21 protein-coding genes are annotated in these 22,547 nt (G+C 42.5%); 16 read left to right on the top strand and 5 right to left on the bottom strand.

Annotated features, from left to right (window positions below; genetic code table 11):
* Nucleotides 1–129: 129 nt before the first annotated feature.
* The 3 genes from Len3610_RS08740 to Len3610_RS08730 all read left to right on the top strand — a co-directional run bounded on the left by Len3610_RS08740 (nucleotide 130) and on the right by Len3610_RS08730 (nucleotide 2,564).
* Nucleotides 130–885: a prepilin peptidase gene (locus Len3610_RS08740; protein ID WP_176447610.1), complete on the top strand. Its 756-nt coding sequence runs from the start codon at nucleotides 130–132 to the stop codon at nucleotides 883–885.
* Between the two features lie 71 nt (nucleotides 886–956).
* Nucleotides 957–1,178, top strand: coding sequence for a hypothetical protein (locus Len3610_RS08735; RefSeq protein WP_176447609.1), 222 nt, complete (start codon nucleotides 957–959; stop codon nucleotides 1,176–1,178).
* Between the two features lie 78 nt (nucleotides 1,179–1,256).
* The gene (locus Len3610_RS08730; protein ID WP_176447608.1) at nucleotides 1,257–2,564 is read left to right on the top strand and encodes a DRTGG domain-containing protein; all 1,308 of its coding nucleotides are present in this window, start codon (nucleotides 1,257–1,259) and stop codon (nucleotides 2,562–2,564) included.
* Between the two features lie 91 nt (nucleotides 2,565–2,655).
* On the opposite strand, the gene Len3610_RS08725 is transcribed toward Len3610_RS08730, so the two are convergent.
* Nucleotides 2,656–2,949: a YtpI family protein gene (locus Len3610_RS08725; RefSeq protein WP_176447607.1), complete on the bottom strand. Its 294-nt coding sequence runs from the start codon at nucleotides 2,947–2,949 to the stop codon at nucleotides 2,656–2,658.
* Nucleotides 2,950–3,034: 85 nt separating this feature from the next.
* On the opposite strand from Len3610_RS08725, the gene Len3610_RS08720 reads away from it, so the two are divergent.
* Both Len3610_RS08720 and Len3610_RS08715 read left to right on the top strand, forming a co-directional pair.
* Entirely contained in the window at nucleotides 3,035–3,229 is a 195-nt protein-coding gene (locus tag Len3610_RS08720; protein WP_176447606.1) for a hypothetical protein, read from the top strand.
* A gap of 445 nt (nucleotides 3,230–3,674) precedes the next feature.
* The gene (locus Len3610_RS08715; protein WP_176447605.1) at nucleotides 3,675–4,622 is read left to right on the top strand and encodes a DHH family phosphoesterase; all 948 of its coding nucleotides are present in this window, start codon (nucleotides 3,675–3,677) and stop codon (nucleotides 4,620–4,622) included.
* A 335-nt stretch (nucleotides 4,623–4,957) separates the two neighbouring features.
* Here Len3610_RS08715 and Len3610_RS08710 read toward each other — a convergent pair whose 3' ends face one another.
* The 3 genes from Len3610_RS08710 to Len3610_RS08700 all read right to left on the bottom strand — a co-directional run bounded on the left by Len3610_RS08710 (nucleotide 4,958) and on the right by Len3610_RS08700 (nucleotide 6,093).
* The gene (locus Len3610_RS08710) at nucleotides 4,958–5,155 is read right to left on the bottom strand and encodes a YtzJ family protein (protein ID WP_176447604.1); all 198 of its coding nucleotides are present in this window, start codon (nucleotides 5,153–5,155) and stop codon (nucleotides 4,958–4,960) included.
* Between the two features lie 105 nt (nucleotides 5,156–5,260).
* Nucleotides 5,261–5,761, bottom strand: a complete 501-nt coding sequence (ytrI, locus tag Len3610_RS08705) for a sporulation membrane protein YtrI (RefSeq protein ID WP_176447603.1) — start codon at nucleotides 5,759–5,761, stop codon at nucleotides 5,261–5,263.
* Nucleotides 5,761–6,093, bottom strand: a complete 333-nt coding sequence (locus Len3610_RS08700) for a sporulation membrane protein YtrH (RefSeq protein WP_176449600.1) — start codon at nucleotides 6,091–6,093, stop codon at nucleotides 5,761–5,763. Before Len3610_RS08700 ends, ytrI begins: the two co-directional genes overlap by 1 nt.
* A gap of 153 nt (nucleotides 6,094–6,246) precedes the next feature.
* Here Len3610_RS08700 and dnaE point away from each other — a divergent pair, with 153 nt between their 5' ends.
* The 8 genes from dnaE (at nucleotide 6,247) to Len3610_RS08660 (ending at nucleotide 17,313) form a co-directional block, all read left to right on the top strand.
* Nucleotides 6,247–9,609, top strand: coding sequence for a DNA polymerase III subunit alpha (dnaE, locus tag Len3610_RS08695; RefSeq protein ID WP_176447602.1), 3,363 nt, complete (start codon nucleotides 6,247–6,249; stop codon nucleotides 9,607–9,609).
* Between the two features lie 194 nt (nucleotides 9,610–9,803).
* A complete protein-coding gene (locus tag Len3610_RS08690) occupies nucleotides 9,804–11,042 on the top strand; it encodes an NADP-dependent malic enzyme (protein WP_176447601.1) in 1,239 nt (412 codons plus the stop codon).
* 117 nt (nucleotides 11,043–11,159) lie between these two features.
* A complete protein-coding gene (locus Len3610_RS08685; protein ID WP_255259893.1) occupies nucleotides 11,160–11,777 on the top strand; it encodes a FadR/GntR family transcriptional regulator in 618 nt (205 codons plus the stop codon).
* 95 nt (nucleotides 11,778–11,872) lie between these two features.
* A complete protein-coding gene (gene accD / locus Len3610_RS08680; protein WP_176447599.1) occupies nucleotides 11,873–12,733 on the top strand; it encodes an acetyl-CoA carboxylase, carboxyltransferase subunit beta in 861 nt (286 codons plus the stop codon).
* Nucleotides 12,730–13,686, top strand: coding sequence for an acetyl-CoA carboxylase carboxyl transferase subunit alpha (gene accA / locus Len3610_RS08675; RefSeq protein WP_176447598.1), 957 nt, complete (start codon nucleotides 12,730–12,732; stop codon nucleotides 13,684–13,686). The genes accD and accA overlap by 4 nt, the downstream gene beginning before the upstream one ends.
* A gap of 392 nt (nucleotides 13,687–14,078) precedes the next feature.
* On the top strand, nucleotides 14,079–15,038 hold the full coding sequence (gene pfkA / locus Len3610_RS08670; protein ID WP_176447597.1) for a 6-phosphofructokinase: 960 nt from the start codon (nucleotides 14,079–14,081) through the stop codon (nucleotides 15,036–15,038).
* Nucleotides 15,039–15,060: 22 nt separating this feature from the next.
* Nucleotides 15,061–16,821 (top strand): pyruvate kinase, encoded by a 1,761-nt coding sequence (gene pyk / locus Len3610_RS08665; protein ID WP_176447596.1) that lies wholly within the window; start codon nucleotides 15,061–15,063, stop codon nucleotides 16,819–16,821.
* A 102-nt stretch (nucleotides 16,822–16,923) separates the two neighbouring features.
* Nucleotides 16,924–17,313, top strand: a complete 390-nt coding sequence (locus Len3610_RS08660) for an FxsA family protein (protein WP_176447595.1) — start codon at nucleotides 16,924–16,926, stop codon at nucleotides 17,311–17,313.
* A 1-nt stretch (nucleotide 17,314) separates the two neighbouring features.
* On the opposite strand, the gene ytvI is transcribed toward Len3610_RS08660, so the two are convergent.
* The gene (gene ytvI, locus Len3610_RS08655; protein WP_176447594.1) at nucleotides 17,315–18,424 is read right to left on the bottom strand and encodes a sporulation integral membrane protein YtvI; all 1,110 of its coding nucleotides are present in this window, start codon (nucleotides 18,422–18,424) and stop codon (nucleotides 17,315–17,317) included.
* Between the two features lie 288 nt (nucleotides 18,425–18,712).
* Here ytvI and citZ point away from each other — a divergent pair, with 288 nt between their 5' ends.
* The 3 genes from citZ (at nucleotide 18,713) to mdh (ending at nucleotide 22,283) form a co-directional block, all read left to right on the top strand.
* Nucleotides 18,713–19,828 carry a citrate synthase gene (gene citZ / locus Len3610_RS08650; protein WP_176447593.1) on the top strand — a complete coding sequence of 372 codons (1,116 nt, stop codon included), beginning with the start codon at nucleotides 18,713–18,715 and terminating at the stop codon, nucleotides 19,826–19,828.
* Nucleotides 19,829–20,052: 224 nt separating this feature from the next.
* Entirely contained in the window at nucleotides 20,053–21,327 is a 1,275-nt protein-coding gene (gene icd / locus Len3610_RS08645) for an NADP-dependent isocitrate dehydrogenase (protein WP_176447592.1), read from the top strand.
* Between the two features lie 17 nt (nucleotides 21,328–21,344).
* Entirely contained in the window at nucleotides 21,345–22,283 is a 939-nt protein-coding gene (gene mdh, locus Len3610_RS08640; RefSeq protein WP_176447591.1) for a malate dehydrogenase, read from the top strand.
* Nucleotides 22,284–22,547 lie beyond the last annotated feature (264 nt).

The raw sequence follows: 22,547 nt of genomic DNA, 5'->3' as shown, positions 1-22,547 counted from the left end.
AAAAACGTGAGCATCACCGCTCACGTTTTTAATATGTTTTAAACTCTATAATATCTAGTACTTTTCATGATTAGGATATGCTATAATATCATTATCCGATGATTCAAAAATTTAATAAGGAGCACAGTCATGTATAATCGTCTAATACTGCTATTCTTTCTGCTGGGCTTGGTTTTCGGCTCGTTTTTCAATGTAGTCGGATTACGTGTACCCCAAAAACAATCCTTCACGAATGGTCGTTCCACTTGTCCGCATTGCCAGCGGTCACTGTCATGGTATGAACTCATACCTGTTTTGTCTTATTTGTTGCAGCGCGGAAAATGCAGACATTGCCAACGAAACATATCAGTGTTATATCCAATCATTGAACTGGTGACCGGCGTATTATTTGCTTTCTGTTACATAAGGATAGGGCTGCATGTTGAATTAATGGCGGCGTTGTTATTAATGTCATTACTTGTCATTGTTCTCGTATCTGACATAAAATACATGCTTATCCCGAACAGTATCTTACTCTTCTTCTTCCCACTATTCGTTACGGCACGTTTATTCAGCCCCTTGGATCCGTGGTGGTCTTCCATAACCGGTGCACTGGCAGGTGTCATGATTATTGCGGCTATCATTCTCCTGAGCCGGGGTGGTATGGGGGCGGGAGATATGAAATTATTTGGTCTTCTGGGCATTCTCCTGGGATTTGAAAAAACATTGCTCGCGTTTTTTCTTTCCTGTGTGATTGGGGCAGTTATCGGGCTTGTATTACTTCTTCTAAAATTAATTGACAGAAAACAGCCGGTTCCATTCGGTCCATATATTGTTGCGGCTTCTATTATGGTGTACTTTTATGGGGACTTAATGCTGGATTGGTACTTTAACCATGTTATATGAGTAAGAAGTTGGATCGTGAGTTCTTTACTCTCTCTTTTTATCATAGATTAACAGCAAGGGAGGAGATATACTTGCGGCATTATGCTATTTTACGTTTATTATTGGCTGGATTTTTTCTATACATTGCCTGGCCTGTTATTCCGAGTGCGATTACACAGGAAGCCGTGCTTTTTTGGGGAATGTGGCTGGGATTCCTTGTGCTGGTAGTTGGATCCAATTTTGCAACACTTTTGCAAATGACAGAGCCTCCGGTTATGGAACAGGAAAGAACAGAGACTCGTCAAAGGGCTTAATCATTGAGGTTTCGCTGTATCAACTGTATAATAAATGGTAAGTATAAAGACTAGTACAGTTGAAAGTCGGTGAAGCAAATGGCAACGAAACACGAACAGATTTTGCAGCACATTTTATCGTTGGAAATCGGCCATAAAATTTCAGTCAGACAGATTGCTAAAACGTTGAATGTGAGTGAGGGTACAGCATATCGTGCTATTAAAGAAGCGGAAAATCAGGGAATTGTCAGCACGATTGAACGTGTCGGAACAATCCGGATTGAACGTAAAAAGAAAGAAAACTTTGAGCGGCTGACATTTGCTGAAGTTATCAAAATTGTGGAGGGACAAGTACTTGGCGGACGTGAAGGGCTGCATAAGACATTAAACAAATTCGTCATCGGGGCTATGCAGCTGGATGCTATGATGCGGTATACAGAAGCAGGTTCATTGCTGATTGTTGGTAACCGGGTTAAAGCACATGAACTGGCATTAAATGAGGGAGCGGCCGTGTTAATTACGGGTGGATTTGATACGGATGATGCCATCAAACAATTGGCAGATGATAAGCAATTGCCGATTATGTCAACAAGCTATGACACATTTACGGTCGCTGCTATGATTAACAGGGCAATTTATGATCAGCTGATCAAAAAAGAAATTGTGTTTGTCGGAGATGTCTATACATCTTGTGACGAATCGTTATATTTATACACGAAAGATACGCTTGAGCGCTGGTATGAGCTAAATGAGCAATCCACTCATACCAGATACCCGGTCCTCGATGCAAAAGTGCGTGTAGCCGGAATGATTACCTCAAAAGATGTGATCGGAAAAGATAAGAATATTCCTGTTGAAAAAGTCATGAGCAAAAACCCGATTACTGCCCAGGAAAAAACATCACTGGCCTATGTTGCGCACATGATGGTCTGGGAAGGCATCGAGGTTGTGCCGATTGTCGATCCATCAAACAGGTTTAAGGGTATTGTGTCACGGCAGGATGTCCTGAAAGCCCTGCAGCAAATTCAAAGACAGCCGCAAATTGGTGAAACCATTGATGATATCGTAGCGAGCAATCTGCATCCCCAAGAGGAAAATCAGACTGTCTTTAATGCCCATGTGACACCGCAAATGACCAACCAGCTCGGCACACTTTCCAATGGTGTCTTTACAGCGTTAATGACGGAAGCGAGCAGTCGTCTCTTGCGTTATTATAAAAAAGGTGATCTCGTTGTGGAGAATCTGACTGTTTACTTTTTAAAGCCGGTGCAGATTGACAGTGAGCTGACCATTAAACCCAGCATATTGGAGGCCGGACGTATTTACGCCAAAATGGATATTGAAGTTTTCAATGGAAAGAAAATGGTCGGGAAGGGTCTCCTCATGGCACAGCTGATCGATCGTTAATCGTGCTTTCTTAAAAAGGAATCGGCAATCCAGCCGATTCCACCATACCGATTTTTATCTCCCGTGTAACGGGGAGTTGGTCCTTCCAAAATTATTGTGGATTTAATCGTCTCCACTCACTCCGATAATGCTTCACTTCTTTAATTCCATTGTACAAATGCAATACTCCGAACATCACAAGTACAATACCGATAAATAATGACAGCTGTGTTTGGTAAAATATATATTGATTAATGGCGAAGAAGAAGATGAAACTCCCAAGACAAACATGGGATTTTGCGTTAAAATAAGCTTGAGTAAGCCTGTCCTTGCTTTTTAGAATAGCGACTTTGTAGTAAACCCAGAAAACGGCTGACAATACAATAATAATCGGAAAAATAATCATTTAATCGACTCCTAAATCAACATTCTTTAAAGATTTCGATTAACAGGCAGTCAATCGCCCGCATTATGACAACAAGAAGTAAAGAATGGATGGGGACAACTGTCTGTTAAGGTCTGATTCGGTTCGGGCCCGCACGATGCGGGTCACAAAGGCGTTGTCACAGGACAAGGAAAGCTGCGGCAGCGATACACCGCACGAAGAAAAAGTGATTTCCTTTTTCGAGGACGTGACGAACTTAGCCTTTGTTCCTTTTCATCAGTGGGCAAAATCATCCCGCTGAATGAAGTTTCACTTTTCCCCGCATCTAATGGTCAGTAACCCGCCAAAAGACGGCGGCTAACTGACCCTAAATGCCCGATTCGGTTCAACTAACATTCAGCGGGGAAAACCATCCCGCTGAATGAAGTTTCACTTTTCCCCGCATCTAATGGTCAGTAACCCGCCAAAAGACGGCGGCTAACTGACCCTAAATGCCCGATTCGGTTCAACTAACATTCAGCGGGGAAAATCATCCCGCTGAATGAAGTTTCACTTTTCCCCGCATCTAATGGTCAGTAACCCGCCAAAAGACGGCGGCTAACTGACCCTAAATGCCCGATTCGGTTCAACTAACATTCAGCGGGAAAACCATCCCGCTGAATGAAGTTTCACTTTATTGTATCTTGTTTTTGGTTATTAAGAAAGTAATAAAATCCATTTAAATGTGACAAAGTTAGGAGAATAAAATGAGTATACAACCTATCATCGAAGCAATTAAAACTTATGAAACGATTATCATTCACCGGCATGTACGGCCTGATCCGGATGCATACGGTTCTCAGGCGGGGCTGAAGGAAATGATTGTGCAATCATTTCCGGATAAAAAAGTGTATATCGCAGGCGAAGAAGATCCGTCATTGGAATTTTTAACAAATATGAATCAAATTTTTGATGAGACCTATAAAAACGCGCTGGTGATTGTCTGTGATACGGCTAATGCCGGCCGGATCAGTGACCAGCGGTATGATAAAGGTGATAAACTCATTAAAATTGATCATCACCCGAATGTGGATGAATTTGGTGACATAATGTGGGTTGATACTTCAGCCAGTTCAACCAGTGAAATGATTTATGATTTATATCAATCTGCCAAACATGATGGCTTTAAGTTTTCCGATGAAGCGGCCCGACTGATTTATGCCGGTATTGTTGGCGACACGGGAAGGTTTCTATTTCCAAGCACAACCAAAAAAACATTTCAGCATGCGGCGGAACTTGTAACGTATAACTTTGACCGTCCAAGCCTGTATGACGGCATATACAGTATAAAAGACAAGATTGCCAGGCTCCGTGGATATATTCTGCAGCATTTTGAGCTTTCGGAATCAGGTATGAGCACGATTAAATTGACAAAGAGTCTATTGGATAGCTATGGTGTCAACCCAATGGAAACGGGGCAGCTTGTCGGTGTGCTGGGTGATATTGAAGGTATTAAAGCCTGGGTATTTTTTATTGAAGAAGAAGATTTGATCAGGGTTCGTCTGCGTTCAAAAGGACCTGTTGTTAACGAGATTGCCAATAAATATAATGGCGGCGGCCATCCAATGGCTTCAGGGGCATCTGTCAGCTCATGGGAAGAAACGGACAAGGTGATGAAGGATCTGGATGAAGCATGTATGAATTATGAAGGGTGAAGCTTAAGAGCTTATATCCTATTGGACATAGCTCTTTCCGCAACGTCAGAAGTCGAGTATGGTTAACCCTATAAAACCCGGCATTCGCTGTAAGACGGGCTAGGCCTGAGTTTTTTCCAACAGAAGTAAGTATTCAATGGCAGTCGATTTATCTGCATGACGGCTTTTGAGATAATCCGACTGCTTTTTTAAAAATATCATTTACGGGACGTTTTGATCTTGAAATCGGCTAAATTTGTCGATTCTCTCAAATCTGACTCCGGCCCTGACCTCTGGAAAGACAGGCTATACTGAGTTTTTCTGAACAGAAGGGCAAACAGCGATGGTTGACAGTTTCAGGAGCTTTTCTGTTCAGGAAGTGGGATAAACCAGCAGCCGGAGTTCGTTTGATCATAATGTACATGCAGATTTTCCCGATCAATACCGCGTTGTATCAGCCGGATTAATTCTGCAGACTCAGCATATGCCGTGGTCCCTTCTTTTAGTTGGGCAATTTTCTCATCACGTATTCGGCGTTGATTCATGACTAGCATATTAATCCAACTCCTTTTCAGAATTTATTCTGGTTCTTAATTTATTATAGTCGATAAGCGAAAAATTGACTACAAAATTATCAAATATTTCATGGAATGTTCACATCAATCTGCCATATTGGCTTCTACAGAAATTTTGACCGTTGGCGTCAAGTAAAGTTTCTCAACAGTAAATTGGAATTCAAAATCATCAACTGTAAACACTTTATTCTCGAGAGTTGCCGTTAACAGGCCGTCACTCTCTGATATGATGGAAAGGTCTTGTCCGATTATATGCTCGATTTCTTCCTTCATTAATTCTTCAAGGTCGTGTATAATTAATCTGTCCGGCAAATCTTCCTCATTAATAATGGTTATTTCAATGGCTTCTACTTTTATCGGTTCTTTTGACTGTTCGTCAAGATCTTCGTTGTCCTCCAGCAATGCTTCATTTTGGTTGTTCAGTTCGGTCACTTCTGATTTCAGATCACGATTTTCCTCCAAAAGCTGCCCGTACATTGACCCATGCATATAGACAAATACAAAGTAGGCGATGACTGCACCGATAAACATCCCTACCAAAAATCGCTGAAATGAAGGTTTTTTATGGTATGGGGGAATATGCATTAGCCAACATCCTCCTGAATCAGCCAGCTGATAATGATAATCCCGGCCTTAACGCCGCCCATTGCCGTTAAAATAAGCATAATTTGTTTAAATAAATCGAAAGTGGAACCATCCAGCACACCTTTTTCAAAATTGGCAATGGCATCAAATGTCCCGCCGATTGCAGCTACAATCGCCCAAATCCTTAATCGGTCTGCAATCCTGCTCATTTGGGTAAACGGTGCATCTCCCGTAACAAATCCGCCGATACTGCCGATTATGGATCCGCCTATGATGACGCCAAAAGCGATAAAAAAACAATGAATGAGTTGAGCTATAAACCGTTCCTCCATCATTTTAGCTCCTTATCAGTATACTGCTTCATTTTATGATGCTGTTGGACAAGATATGTCACGGCCGCATAAACTATAAACATTAATAATGCAGATTTGACTTTGTTCACATATAATATAGGCAGGTAACATTAAAGAAGGAGGTGGGGTAGCATGTCGTTTACACATTTGCAAGTCCACAGCGGGTATAGTTTCCTGAACAGTACCATTACTGTTGATAAATTGGCCGCGAAAGCGCATGAACTGCAATTTGATGCACTGGCATTAACAGATGAACATGTTTTATATGGTGCTATCCCATTTTACAAAGCATGTCAGCAAAATGGGATTAAACCGATCATCGGGATGAGTGCAAAGGTTACGAACGATGATGAAGAACCGGATGCTTGTATTCTTCTGGCTAAAAATAATCAAGGCTATCAAAATTTAATTAAGTTAAGTACACATATTCAAGTATCTCAAAAAAACAGCATTGAAAAATCAGATTTGACATTTTACAGTAACGATTTGATCTGTATTTTAGTTACATCCGATTCAAAGGCGGGGACTTTATTATTGGACGGGCCATATGATCAGGTGAAGGAATATTTGGATGCAACATGGCATATGTTTGACCGGGAAGATTTTTACATGGGCGTTCAGGACCATGGAATGCAGGAAGAACGTAACATCAACCAGTCCATAAAAGCCTTCAATGAGATTTATCAAACAAAGGCCGTATTATTGAACGATGTCCGTTACCTGAATGAAAAAGATGATATCGCTTTTGATTGTTTACGTGCCATGAAACATAATAAAAAATGGCCGCTTCGAATCACAAATTCAGCGGTTAAACAGCGGCATTTGCGATCGGCTGTGGAAATGGAGCAGCTTTTTATTAATGATTGGCCTGAAATCATTCATGAAACCAGTGTTATTGCAGAAAAATGCCGTGTAAGCTTTGATTTTGATCAGCGAATGCTCCCTTCCTACCCTGTTCCGGAAGCAATGGATGCCCATACATATCTTGAAAGAATATGCCGGGAAAATGTACGGCAAAAATATGACGTGGTCACAGAGGAAGTAGAAGAGCGTCTTGCCTATGAATTGGATATCATTCAATCGATGCAGTTCAGTGACTATTTTTTAATTGTCTGGGATTTCATTGCTTATGCAAAAGAACAAACTATTTTAGTGGGACCGGGAAGGGGGTCTGCAGCGGGTTCACTTGTTGCGTATGTGCTTGGGATTACCGAAGTTGACCCGATTCAATATGACTTATTATTCGAAAGGTTCCTGAATCCGGAACGTGTATCCATGCCTGATATTGATATTGATTTTTCTGATAACAGGCGGGATGACGTGATTGATTATGTCCGTGATAAATATGGACATGCCCATGTTGCACAAATTATCACGTTTGGTACGTTTGCTGCCAGATCGCTGTTGCGTGAACTCATAAAAACAATGGATGTTGACCAGCAAGATGCTTATTTTATTTTAAAGGAAATCCCTGTCCAGGCCAGTCAGCCAATCGCAGCATATGTGAAGAATTCTGAAGACCTGCAGCAATATATCAAACAATCCGAAAAGCTGAAGGCCTTATTTACGATTGCCGCGAAACTGGAGGGGCTTCCAAGACATCTGTCAACACATGCTGCCGGTGTTGTCATTAGTGAGGAGCCGCTTGAAGAACTCGTCCCGTTGACTGCAGGTACGCATGATACATATTTGACACAATATGCGATGAATGACCTGGAAGCAATCGGATTATTGAAGATGGATTTTTTAGGGCTGCGGAACTTAACATTGCTTGAGCGAATTTTAAGGACTATCCGTTATACCAGGAAACGCACCATTACGCTAGCGGATATTCCGGAAGAAGATGTCCCTACTTATAAACTGTTGCAAAAAGGCAGGACGAATGGTGTTTTTCAGTTGGAGTCACAGGGCATGAAACAGGTGCTGACCAGATTGAAGCCGACCACGTTTGAGGATATCGTGGCGGTGAATGCTTTGTTTCGTCCGGGACCAATGGAAAATATACCGGTTTACATTGACCGGAAGCATGGAACAGAAAAGGTTGAATACCCGCATCCTGACCTGGAGCCCATTTTGGAAAAAACTTATGGTGTTCTGATTTACCAGGAGCAAATTATGCAAATTGCTCATAAGATTGCCGGGTTTTCATTGGGACAGGCCGATATTTTACGACGGGCAGTAAGCAAAAAGCAGCAGAACGTGATGACTGAACAAAAAGCTGCCTTTATCCAGGGCTGTGTGGCTAATGGCTACACGGAATCTGTTGCAGAAGAAATGTTTCAGTGGATCGTTAAGTTTTCCAACTATGGTTTTAACAGAAGTCACGCGGTCGCCTACAGTAAAATATCCTATCAGCTTGCTTACCTGAAGACTCATTATCCTGCCAGCTTTTTTGCTGAATTAATGAGTTCAGCAGGCACCCAGCAGGATAAAACGAATATGTACATGAAAGAATTAAAGACACATGGTTTGGAATTGGCTCCTCCCTCGATTAATAAAAGCTTTGGTAAATATTCGGTGGAGAATGAGCAAATCCGAATGGGTTTTTTGTCAATTAAAGGTATAGGCAATCAAGTCGTTAACGAAATAATCGATGTTAGAAAAGACGGTCCTTTTAAGAGTTTGTTTGATTTTTGTTTACGTGTATCGCTGACAGTGATCAACCGCAGAACGCTGGAGATACTGATTATGGCAGGCGCATTCGATGAGCTTTATGACAATCGTGCCAGTTTGTTGGCATCAATTGATCAAGCACTTGAACAAGGTGAATTATTTAAGGAGTTCAGTGAGCAATCAAGCCTGTTTCACGATATTCTTGAATTGGAAGAAAGTTATGTACCGATAGAAGATTTCACACTGATGAAAAAGTTGAGTGATGAAAAAGAACTGCTCGGTATCTATGTTTCCAGCCATCCATTAAACAAATACCGGAATATATTAAAGGCAAAGGGTTATGTTTCCATGTCCGATGCACCAAAAATGGCCGGAAAACGAAACCTGAATAGTACCGGAATCGTACAAGCTATCAAAACGATTCGAACAAAACGCGGGGATCCGATGGCTTTCCTGACCATTGGTGATGAAACAGGCGATATGGAAGCAGTTGTTTTCCCTGATTTGTACAGGGATGTTCACCGCTGGCTGGCTGAAGAAATGCTCGTGACGTTTACCGGAAAGGTTGAAAGTCGGAATAACCAGTTTCAATGGTTAATGTCAACTATTGCTCTGTTTGACGAGCAGGATTTTCAGGTTGATCAGAATCAGCGTTTATTTATAAAAATAACAGCCGAAAATAGTAAAAACGCGTTAGCCGTCATTAAAAATACTGCAGAAAAAAATCCGGGCCAAACACCAATCATTATTTACAATCAGCAGGAAAGGTCAACCTACAAATTATCATATGCTTATTTGGTTCATCCGGACGAAGCATGTCTTCAGTCATTAAGGAACTATTTCGGTTCCGGCAATGTCGTATTGGATACGATAAAAGCATAACTTTAAAGAAAACCGTGCACGATTTTTCTTCTTTACACATAAAAGCCATCTGTTATAATGAAATCAATAAGTGGTCAGACCACCTTGCAAATTTAATTGCTGCGGGATGTGGTGAGCTCTGGAAAACCACATGACGTGTTTGGTCCCTGCAAGTTAATGCGTGATTTTTAGACAACCCATAAGGAGTGAATAGTGTGCCAAACTTAAGAGATGAAGCATTACATATTCATAAAGAGAATAAAGGTAAACTATCGACTGAGGCGAAAGTACCCGTGCGGAATGCAAGGGATTTAAGTTTAGCGTATTCCCCCGGTGTAGCGGAACCATGTAAGGAGATTCATGACCGGAAAGATTCGGTTTATGATTACACGATGAAAGGCAATATGGTAGGGGTTGTAAGTGATGGATCCGCAGTCTTAGGGCTGGGTAATATTGGGGCTGAAGCGGCCTTGCCTGTGATGGAAGGAAAATCCGTCCTGTTTAAAAGTTTTGCGGGTGTGGATTCTTTTCCAATTTGCCTGGACTCACATGACGTTGATCAAATTGTTGATACCGTTAAGTTGATGGAACCGACGTTTGGTGGCATCAACCTTGAAGATATTGCGGCACCGAACTGCTTCATTATTGAGGAACGGCTGAAGAAAGAAACGAAAATCCCTATTTTTCACGACGATCAACATGGAACGGCAATTGTGACGCTTGCCGGGTTGATTAATGCGCTGAAACTGTCCGGTAAATCATTTTCGGATTTAAAAGTGGTTGCGAATGGGGCGGGTGCAGCCGGAATCGCTATTATAAAATTATTATACAATTTTGGCGTTCGGGATATGATTATGTGTGATTCCAAAGGTGCTATTTTTGAAGGCAGAACATACGGTATGAATGACGTCAAAGAAGAGGTTGCCAAAATGACCAACAAAGATAAACAAGAAGGTTCGCTGGAGGAAATATTGGAAGATGCGGACGTGTTTATCGGTGTCTCTGCCGGCGGATTGCTATCAAAAGAAATGGTTAAAACAATGCGTGAGGATCCGATTATTTTTGCCATGGCAAATCCCGATCCCGAGATTATGCCGAATGAAGCAAAAGAAGCAGGGGTGAAAGTTATTGGTACGGGACGATCGGATTTTCCCAACCAGGTTAATAATGTCCTTGCATTCCCCGGTATTTTCAGAGGCGCGTTAGATGTCCGGGCAACCCGTATCAACGAAAAGATGAAGGTTGCTGCGGCCGAGGCGATAGCATCGCTTATAACGGAAGATGAGTTAACAGAAGACTATGTTATACCAGCACCATTTGATCCGAGAGTTGCACCCCTGGTGGCATCCAGTGTTGCGCGTGCTGCAATGGAATCCGGGGTTGCAAGAATTGAAGTGGACCCGGAAGACGTTGCTGAGAAAACGCGAAATATGACAAAAATCGGTGAAGAATAACGCATTCATTATGTATGTCCGTAATGACTAGAAGGTCCGGTTGGTGAACGCCGACGCATCTCCTGATTTGTCTCTGCGTTTTGATCAACCGGCAAAAGGAGTGACTACGGCTTGTCCATGTCACCAAAGCAGAAGGTATATCAGGGTGTTTTACAAGAGCTCCGCAAGTATATTGACGATCATGAATTAAAGCCGGGTGATAAACTGCCATCTGAGCGTGAGCTTTCCGAAAAACTGGTGGCCGGAAGATCCTCTGTTCGGGAAGCTTTACGTGCAATGGAGTTATTGGGTTTGATAGAAACAAGACATGGAGAAGGAACGTTTTTAAGTCATTATCGACCGTATCACTCTGTTGAAGTATTGTCGTCATTTATTCTGCAGGGGGCTAACACACGCAATGACCTGTTGTTTGCCAAAAAAATTATTGAAAAAGAAGCAGCCAGAATTGCCTATGAATATATTCAACATGATGACATTGAGCAATTGTCCAATATTATTCATGACACCAGGTTAACCAGCAATGAGAAACATGCAGCTTTTTTTCAATATTTATTTTATAAAACGGAAAATTTGTTGCTTGCCAAAGTGTGGCAGCTAATGGATGAATTTTCATACACGATTTCCAGTCTTTCCTATGAGCAATCTTTTTATATGGAACTTGTAAACCTGTATCAAACGCGGGATTATACTAAAATAGAGGAATTATTTTATCGTCTGCCAACGACTGAAAAATAATTAATCTGTTTCCGCCAGTTTTGTGACATCTTTTGGCAGATGTTCCAGTATAATAATGTTTTGCTCGTCCTGTCTTTTACAAAGGAGGAATTCCCTTGCTCAAGGATTTTTTTGGCAAGAAAAAGAAATATGCTACCATTCCGAGCGAACAAAGCAAACTTGATATTCCGGAAGGGTTAATGAAAAAATGTACAAACTGTCATAAAATCTACTATCGCAAAGAAATGAATAAGAACGTTAATGTATGTCCGAATTGCGATTATCATCATCCCCTGACAGCGTGGGAGCGTATTAATAGTTTGTGTGATGACGGAACATTTGAGGAATGGGACAAGGATCTCACAACCACAAACCCATTACAATTCCCCGGTTATGAAGAAAAAATAGAGAAAGATCGTCAAAAAACCGGTCTGAATGAAGGTGTCGTAACCGGAAAAGGCCTGATTGGAGGACAAATGACTGCTGTTAGTGTCATGGATTCCAGTTTTCGGATGGGGAGTATGGGCTCGGTAGTGGGTGAAAAGATTGCCCGCGCAATAGAGAATGCCAATGAACAATCACTCCCTTTCATTATCTTCACTGCCTCGGGTGGTGCAAGAATGCAGGAAGGTGTTTTAAGTTTAATGCAAATGGCGAAAACATCTGTAGCCGTGAAACGTTTTTCAGAAGCAAATGGTTTGATGATTTCCGTTATGACACATCCAACGACAGGCGGGGTATCGGCAAGTTTTGCATCAATAGGTGATTATAATTTTGCGGAACCGGGTGCGTTGATTGGCTTTGCCGGCCGGCGGATTATTGAACAGACCATCAATGAAGATCTCCCTGATGACTTTCAAACAGCCGAATTCCTGTTGAAACACGGCCAGCTTGACAAAGTTATTCACCGGCATGAGATGAAACCACTGTTGACAACCCTGCTTTCCATGCACCGGAAAGGCGGGGAAATGTCATGAAATATGCGTTGGAGTTTGAGAAACCAATTGTCAATTTGAGAGAAAAAATTGCTGAATTAAAGACATTTACGGCCGATAGTGACATAGATTTAACAGATGAAATCAGTACACTTGAAAAACGGCTGGAAGTACTGGAAAACGATATATATGGCAATCTCGAGCCCTGGCAGCGTGTTCAGATGGCACGGCACCAGGAACGCCCGACAACACTCGATTATATTGAGGCGTTATTTACCGATTTCCTGGAATTTCATGGTGATCGTTTGTACGGAGATGATGAAGCCATCGTTTCGGGAATAGCTTTTTATAAGGATCATCCTGTTACGGTAATTGGTCATCAACGCGGTAAAGCTACAAAAGAGAATATTCGCCGTAACTTTGGCATGCCCCATCCTGAAGGCTACCGGAAAGCTCTTCGCCATATGCGCCAGGCAGAAAAATTTAACCGCCCTGTTATATGCTTTATCGATACGAAAGGAGCATATCCCGGTAAAGCTGCTGAAGAACGGGGACAAAGTGAGGCAATTGCCCGAAATCTGATGGAAATGGCTGGACTTACAGTGCCAATCATTTGTATCGTCATAGGTGAAGGCGGAAGTGGTGGTGCACTTGGACTCGGTGTAGGTGACCGCATTCATATGCTCGAGAATTCCACTTATTCGGTTATTTCACCGGAAGGCGCTGCCGCATTACTATGGAAAGACTCCGGTCTGGCAAAACAAGCAGCTGAGAATATGATGATTACCGCATATGATTTAAAACAGCTGGAGGTTGTTGATGATATTATTCCGGAGCCCAGAGGCGGTGCTCATCGCAATCTTAAATTACAAGCTGAGAATATTGATGCCGTTTTGACCAAGTCGCTAGACGAATTGAGTGGCATACCATCAGATGAATTACTTGAAAAGAGATGGGAAAAATATCATAAAATAGGTGATTATAAACAGATTTGAATAGGGGCTGCTAAAGAGGTTGGCATGGGTCAGCCTCTTTCGCACTTGTAGTAGTAGTTCAAAAAGTCCGGTAAAAATGACACGTCGTACAGGGGACCTTCTGCTAAAACCGCCCACGTCCTGTGGGCAACGCAGAAGTCACCACATCCTGTGGAAGCTCGTTGGCTTGTTTCTCCGCTCCTTGGAAAAGAAAACCACTTTTCCTGCGTGCAAGAGCGTTTGCTCATGTATCTAAATGCATACATTCCGCTGCTCGAAACGACACCGCCTCGAACTTCTCGGTCCTTTTTATCCTCCTTTTTGAACACGCACTTATAGCCTAAAATAATTGAAATTTTCTCTGGTTGGACTTATCTTAATTATAGTGACAACGAAAGACGTGAGGTGACAGTATGAAGAACATTGGTGTTTTGACCAGCGGTGGGGATGCACCGGGTATGAACGCTGCCATACGTGCGGTTGTAAGAAAAGCAATTTACCATGATGTCGGGGTATATGGCATTAAAAACGGATTCCAGGGTCTTATAGATGGTAATATCGAAAAAATGGAAATCGGTTCTGTCGGTGATATTATTCAGCGGGGCGGTACGATATTGCGTTCTGCCAGATGTGAGGAATTCAAGACTGATAAAGGACAGGACAAAGGTATTGAACAAATGAAAAAGCACGGTATCGAAGGTTTGATTGTTATCGGTGGCGATGGGAGTTTTCGTGGGGCACAAAAGCTGACAGAAAAAGGGTACCCCTGTATCGGAGTTCCAGGCACGATCGATAATGATATTGCGGGCACTGATTTTACAATTGGTTTTGATACAGCATTAAATACCGTGATTGAAGCAATTGACAAAATCCGTGATACAGCCTCTTCACATGAACGCATGTTTATCATTGAGGTGATGGGCAGAGATGCGGGAGACCTGGCACTTTGGGCCGGCCTTGCTGATGGCGCGGAAAGTATTCTGATTCCTGAAAAGCAAGATGAATTTTATGATATTATTGAACGTCTGAGACGCGGACAAGAGCGCGGTAAAAAGCATAGTATCATCATTCTTGCTGAAGGTGTCGGAAGTGCATTTGATTATGCCGAAAAGATAAAAGAAACGGCTGACTTGGAGACACGTGTCACCGTATTGGGGCATATCCAGCGCGGCGGCTCACCAACTGCGTCCGATCGTGTGCTGGCAAGCCGGCTTGGTGCTCAGGCTGTTGACTTGCTGTTGAGTGGTGAAGCTGGAAAAATAGCAGGCATCCAAAATAATCAATTGGTTCAGCACGATATATCTGAAGTGCTCGTTAAAAAACATGTGATTGACATGGAGATGTATCAATTATCCAAAGAACTTTCGATATGATGATGTAAAGGAGGCACTGAAAATGCGGAAAACTAAAATTGTAAGTACGATTGGCCCTGCATCTGAGTCAGTTGAAACCTTGACACAGCTGATGGATGCAGGCATGAACGTCGCCCGTTTGAATTTTTCCCATGGTGATTTTGAAGAACATGCAGCCCGGATTCGAAATATCCGGGAAGCGGCGGAAAAAACGGGGAAAACGATCGCGATTCTTCTTGATACGAAAGGACCGGAAATCAGGACAGGCGACTTCCGGGATGGTGAGGCAGAGATCGTGAAGGACAGTATTATTCATGTGACCATGGATGAAGTTGAAGGAACCGCTGAACGCTTTTCCATTACATATAGCGGACTTGTCGATGATGTTCATGCAGGCTCCAAAATCTTGCTTGATGATGGCTTGATTGAATTGGAAGTCCTGGAAGTTGACAAGGATAATAAAGAAATAAAAACAAAAGCACTGAATTCCGGTATTATTAAAAATAAGAAAGGTGTCAATGTTCCCAATGTCAGTGTGAACTTGCCCGGTATTACAGAGAAGGATGCCAGGGATATCGAGTTTGGCATCGAACAAGGTGTGGATTTCATCGCCGCGTCATTTGTTCGTCGTCCGTCTGACATATTGGAAATTCAGGAGCTACTTGAAGAGCATTATGCAACACACATTAAAATTATTCCGAAGATCGAAAATCAGGAAGGAATCGATAACATTGAGTCGATTCTGGAAGTGAGTAACGGCCTGATGGTAGCGCGTGGTGATCTGGGTGTGGAGACGCCGGCTGAAGACGTGCCGCTTGTGCAAAAAGAATTGATCACTAAATGCAACAGGGCTGGGAAACCGGTTATAACAGCAACGCAAATGCTTGATTCCATGCAGCACAATCCGAGACCGACACGGGCTGAGGCGTCCGATGTGGCCAATGCAATTTTTGACGGTACAGACGCCATTATGCTGTCAGGGGAAACAGCTGCAGGGGATTACCCGGTGGAATCGGTGCAAACGATGAGTAATATCGCGTTAAAAACAGAAACAGGCTTGGATCATAAGCTTATTCTGGATAACCGGTCGAAGTCGGTTGATATGACGATAACAGATGCAATCAGCCAGTCCGTCACACATACAGCGATGAATTTGACGGTAAGCGCCATTATTACACCGACGGAGAGCGGGCATACCGCCAGAATGATTTCGAAATATCGTCCGGAAGCGCCAATTATTGCTGTAACGTTTAATGAAAGTGTTAATCGTCAATTGTCACTTGTATGGGGTGTCCATGCCGTTATGGGAAGCAAGGCAGGTTCAACGGATGAAATGCTGGATATTGCCATCGATCAGGGATTAAGCACGAAATTGTTTGAACGGGGCAGCAGAGTTATTATAACCGCTGGGGTTCCGATTGGCGAAAGTGGTACGACCAACTTAATGAAAGTTCATGTGATCGGTGATGTTATGGCAAAAGGACAAGGTGTTGGACGCGGCAGTGCATATGGCAGAGCTGTTGTTGCAGGAAGTGCTCCGGAAGCAAATGAAAAGGTGACAGAAAATGATATCCTTGTTACATATTCCACAGATCGGGATATGATGGAAGCAATTGAAAAATCAGCCGGTATTGTAACAGAGGAAGGCGGATTGACTTCTCATGCGGCAATTGTTGGACTGAGTCTTGGCATACCGGTCATTGTCGGCGTTAAAGATGTATTTGACAACATCCAGGATGGAACAGATATTACCATTGACGGTGCAAAAGGCGACATATACGAAGGCCATGCCAGAGTGTTATAATCACTTGGCTGCTGCTTTTTTCGGAACTGAATCAATAAGTTAAGATTGAATGAAATCGGTGCAACGGCCCCGATTTCGTTCAGATTAAAGGGGAGAGCTTAAATGCGTTGGTTATTACTTGCATTAATAATCGTACCTGCCATTGAAATTGGTGTGTTTATTTGGGCCGGCGGTGTCGTTGGTCCATGGTGGGTGATTGTATTGATTATTTTCACCGGTGTTGCAGGCGTGTCACTTGCCCGGAAAAAAGGATTTGAGGCATGGAGAAGGGCGCAGATTGCGATCAACAATGGTCAACCGCCAGGCTGGGCATTACTCGATGGGATATGCATTTTTATCGGTGGCGTTCTCCTGTTTGCACCCGGGTTTGTTACAGATATTGCCGGTTTTATATTAGTCCTGCCCTTTACACGCGGTCCATTTAAGCGAACGCTGGAAAACTTTTTGCGCAGCCGTGCTAATAAAAACACGATTATTTACCGCAGATGGTGAATCAGGAACCCTTAATGAAACGGCCCATTTGGTGAAAGAGACCTGTCTGATAGATGGCATTTCCAACCAGAACAAGAAATGGTCCGATCAGCAAGCCAAAAGCTCCCCATATTTGGATACCAATAAAAAGGCCCATAAGCGTTGCAAGCGGATTTAAACCTACGCTGTCCGAGACAATTTTCGGCTCCAGTAACTGACGTTGAACGATGACCACCATATACAGGGTTGTCAAGGCAATTGTCAGTGCGTAATCGCCTGTCAGGAACAGATAAATAATCCATGGAATAAAAATGATGCCTGTCCCAATGAAAGGCAGTATGTCCGCTAATGCAGCAAATAGCGCAATCGTTAATGCATAATCAACCTGTAGTATCAAAAGCCCAATCACCAGCGTTAATGCAGTGATCACTATCAGAATTAATTGGGCTTTCATAAACCCATAGAAAGCATTTTGTAAATGATTCCAAACTTTGTTGGTTGTATTAAGCACGTTTCGTGGAATCATTTTTTTAATGTTTGAGACAAGTAAATCCCAATCTTTCATCATGAAAAAAGCGGCCATGATTGTAAACAGTAAAACAGTAATTGAACCAGGCAGTGAGGCCAATGTTTGAGATATTTGCAGCAGGAGACTATTAAGGATATTGGTACCGAACGATGCAAACTGCTGAATAAAATGCGTGATACTTTCATTAATGCTTTCCTGCTGATCAGAGCTTAGTGTATGAAAAAACGAAGCAAGATTATGGTATAATGGCAGCAGCTGCTCGTTAATAAAGTCTTCCACTGCAAATATCAATGTACGAAAATGTTCCGGGATAACGTCCGCTAAATAAGCTGTGCCGTGGATCAGTTCTGAAATAATCAGTATAATTAATCCAATGATTGCCGAAATGGTAAATGTCAAAATAACGAATACAGCAAACCCGCGCGGCATTTTTAATGTTTTTTCCAAAAAGGCAACAGCAGGATTCAAACAAAATGAAAGTATGATGGCAAGTAAAAATGGATAAATGTATGGAATGGCATATTTTATGATTAAATATATAAGTATGGCAGATAATATGACTAAACCAAGCCGTAATAACTGGAACATCCGTTGCCTGTACAATTTAAAAGCCTCCCGGTCACCGAAATAATGCTTGTACTATGTTACATATGATAGAAACCGGAAAAGTAGAATAGGACGATCGCTTAAGACCTAAAAGCAGAGAAAAATGTTCATGCTCCCCGGTGAATCAAAAATGTTGCTGAATTTAATCGGTTTCAATTCACATTAGGCAAATTTTACTTTATAATTGGTGTGGGGCTGGCAATGTTATTTTATTGTCAAATGTAATAACTAATTACTTTTATCCTAAGTTAATGAACAATTCATAGAAAAAGGAGAGGGTTTGTTATGTCATCAGCAAAAGGGCTTGAAGGAATTGTCGCAACAGAGTCATCCATTAGTTCGATTATCGATGATCAGCTGACTTATGTTGGTTATAAAATCGATGACTTGGCTGAAAATTCCAGCTTTGAAGAAGTCATTTATTTATTATGGAATTTAAAGCTTCCGACAAAATCGGAACTGGATGAATTTAAAGCCGATCTTGCTGCCAACATGGAACTTCCTGAAGCAGTTATTGATCATTTGCGTTCATATGATTTATCAAGTGTCCATCCAATGGCAGCATTACGCTCCGCTGTATCCATCTTAGGTTTACACGATGAGGAAGCAGATGTGATGGATGAAGCTGCCAATAAACGAAAAGCCGTTCGTCTTCAAGCAAAGATAGCCACCATTGTGACGGCATTTGCACGTTTGCGCAAAGGCAAGGACCCGGTTAAACCGAAGAAAGACTTAGGCTTTGCGGCTAATTTCCTGTACATGCTGAATGGTGAAGAACCAAAAGCTGTCGAGGAGGAAGCCATTAATAAGGCGCTTGTCCTGCATGCCGATCATGAGCTGAACGCCTCAACATTTACGGCTCGTGTATGTGTCGCCACACTCTCGGACATTTATTCCGGGGTAACAGCAGCAATTGGTGCTTTGAAAGGACCACTTCATGGCGGGGCGAACGAGCGCGTCATGGCGATGCTGACAGAAATCGGTGAAGAGGAAAATGCTATTCCATACATCAAAGAAAAAATGGCCAATAAGGAAAAAATCATGGGCATGGGGCACCGTGTCTATGAAAATGGTGATCCACGCGCCAAATTCCTTAGAGAGATGTCAAAAGAATTGACAAAAATTACCCAACAGCCAAAATGGTATAACATGTCTGTAAAGATTGAAGAATTTATCAAAGAAGAAAAAGGTCTGCCGGCAAATGTGGATTTTTATTCAGCTTCTGTATACCACAGCCTGGGAATCGATCATGATTTATTCACCCCAATCTTTGCAACAAGCCGCGTGTCCGGATGGCTGGCACATATTCTGGAGCAATATGACAACAATCGTCTGATCCGTCCACGTGCTGAATATGTTGGACCAAATACTCAGAATTACGTAGCTATTGAAAATCGTTAATATGTTTTGGAACTGCAGGTTTAAGGGAAATCGTACAATACCGGACACCCTTTCATAAATCTTAGTTAAATAGCCGGCATCATCCGGCTATTTCCATGATTGCAGACATTAGCTTTTTTAAGCAGAAGTTTTTGTTCCTTATATTCAGAAGAGAAAACGCGCTCTACTGAATGAAGTTTTTATGATAAACTGTTATTGTATCAAGATAATCAGGAGGTATTATTATGGCACAAGGCGAAAAAATCACAGTTGAAAATGGTAGGATGACCGTTCCAAATCGCCCGATTATTCCATTCATTGAAGGCGACGGAACTGGTCCGGATATTTGGGCTGCTGCGCGGAGAGTAATCGAAGCTGCAGTCGAAAAGGCTTATAATGGCGAAAAAGAAATCGAATGGAAAGAAGTTTATGCCGGTCAAAAAGCTTACGATAAAACCGGCGAGTGGCTTCCGGATGATACACTTAAAACAATCGATGAGTATAAAATTGCCATTAAGGGGCCGCTTACAACACCAATTGGCGGTGGAATCCGTTCCCTGAACGTTGCTTTGCGTCAGGAGCTTGATTTGTTTGCTTGTCTGCGCCCTGTACGTCATTACACAGGTGTACCTTCACCAGTCAAGAAGCCGGAAGATGTTGATATGGCCATTTTCCGCGAAAACACTGAAGATATTTATGCCGGAATCGAATGGCAAAAAGGTTCAGACGACGTGAAAAAAGTTATTGACTTTTTGCAAAACGAAATGGGCGTCAACAATATTCGTTTCCCTGAGACATCCGGAATCGGTGTGAAGCCGGTATCTGAGGAAGGAACGAAGCGTCTGGTGCGTTCTGCGATTGATTATGCGCTGAATGAAGGACGCAAGAGTGTTACTTTAGTACATAAGGGTAACATCATGAAATTTACGGAAGGGTCTTTTAAAGCTTGGGGCTATGAAGTTGCCGAGCAGGAATATGGTGACAAAGTCTTCACATGGGCTGAGTATGACCGTATTGTTGAAAAAGATGGCAAGGATGCTGCAAACAAAGCTCAGGATGAAGCAGTGGCTGCCGGTAAACTTCTCGTTAAAGATGCGATTGCTGACATCTTCCTGCAGCAGATTCTGACACGTCCGAAAGAATTTGATGTTGTTGCTACCATGAACTTGAATGGAGACTATATTTCCGATGCACTTGCAGCACAAGTTGGCGGAATCGGGATCGCACCAGGAGCGAACATTAACTATGATACCGGTCATGCTATCTTTGAGGCTACACATGGTACAGCTCCTAAATATGCAGGTATGGATAAAGTTAACCCATCTTCTGTTATTCTTTCCGCTGTGTTGATGCTTGAACATCTTGAATGGCGAGAAGCAGCGAACCTGATCACGAACTCAATTGATAAAACAATTGGCTCCAAAGTGGTCACATATGACTTTGCCCGCTTGATGGAAGGCGCAAGTGAAGTCAAAACATCCGGGTTTGCTGATGAACTGATCAAGAATATGGATTCATAAGGAAGGATGGGATGAGCATGGCTATTAAACGCAGGAAAATATCTGTCATCGGTTCCGGATTTACCGGTGCCACTACTGCCTTAATGATGGCGCAAAAAGAACTCGGGGACGTCGTACTGGTTGATATTCCGGATATGGAAGACCCGACAAAAGGAAAAGCTTTAGACATGAAAGAGGCCAGTCCTGTTCAAGGGTTTGACGCTAATATCTTTGGGACTGCTAATTACGAAGATACAAAAGACTCCGATCTCGTCATCATTACAGCCGGTATTGCCCGTAAACCCGGTATGAGCCGGGATGATCTGGTCAGCACAAATGCTGAAATCATGAAAAACGTCACACAGGATATTGTTAAATATTCTCCGGAGACTACCATTGTTGTATTAACAAATCCGGTCGACGCCATGACTTATACAGTATTTAAAGCGTCCGGATTTCCTAAAGAGCGTGTTATCGGCCAATCCGGCGTACTGGATACAGCACGTTTCCGCACATTTATCGCTGAGGAATTGAACTTGTCAGTTAAAGATATTACTGGATTCGTTCTTGGCGGACATGGGGATGACATGGTGCCATTAATCCGCTATTCCCACGCTGGTGGAATTCCGCTTGAAAAATTGATTGCCAAGGACCGTCTTGACGAAATCATTGAGCGCACGCGCAAAGGCGGCGGTGAAATCGTTGGGATGCTTGGTAACGGAAGTGCCTATTACGCTCCGGCTGCTTCGCTTACCGTCATGGCAGAGGCCATCCTGAAAGATCAACGCCGTGTTCTTCCATCGATTGCATATTTGGAAGGTGAGTATGGCTATCAGGATATTTATCTTGGTGTGCCAACCATCATCGGAGGAAACGGTGTGGAGGAAATTATCGAACTGGATCTGACCGATGATGAAAAAGCTCAATTGGACAAATCAGCAGATTCTGTTAAAAATGTCCTTGATGTATTAAAGTAAATAGTTAATAATAGTTGTTTTCTCGAAGGTTATTGTTGACAAAATCAATAAACTGAGATGTGGAGTATATTTTGAGTGCAATGATACCGTTCCGGAAATACGCTCCGCTTTCCGCGGGTGCCCCGTGAGCCTCCTCGGGCATTCGCCCTGTGGGGTCTCACGTTAGTCACTTTTCCCGCAGGAGTCTCCGCGTATTTCCTCCACTTATCGCACTTTTTAATCTCATTTTTTGTTGCTTAATTAAACCTCTTTTATGAGTGTTGA

Origin of the sequence: Lentibacillus sp. CBA3610, assembly GCF_013373365.1 — a bacterium.
Taxonomy (GTDB): Bacteria; Bacillota; Bacilli; order Bacillales; family Amphibacillaceae; genus Lentibacillus.
The sequence above is the reverse complement of the archived record's forward strand: the minus strand, read 5'-3'. Positions and strand labels throughout refer to the sequence as shown.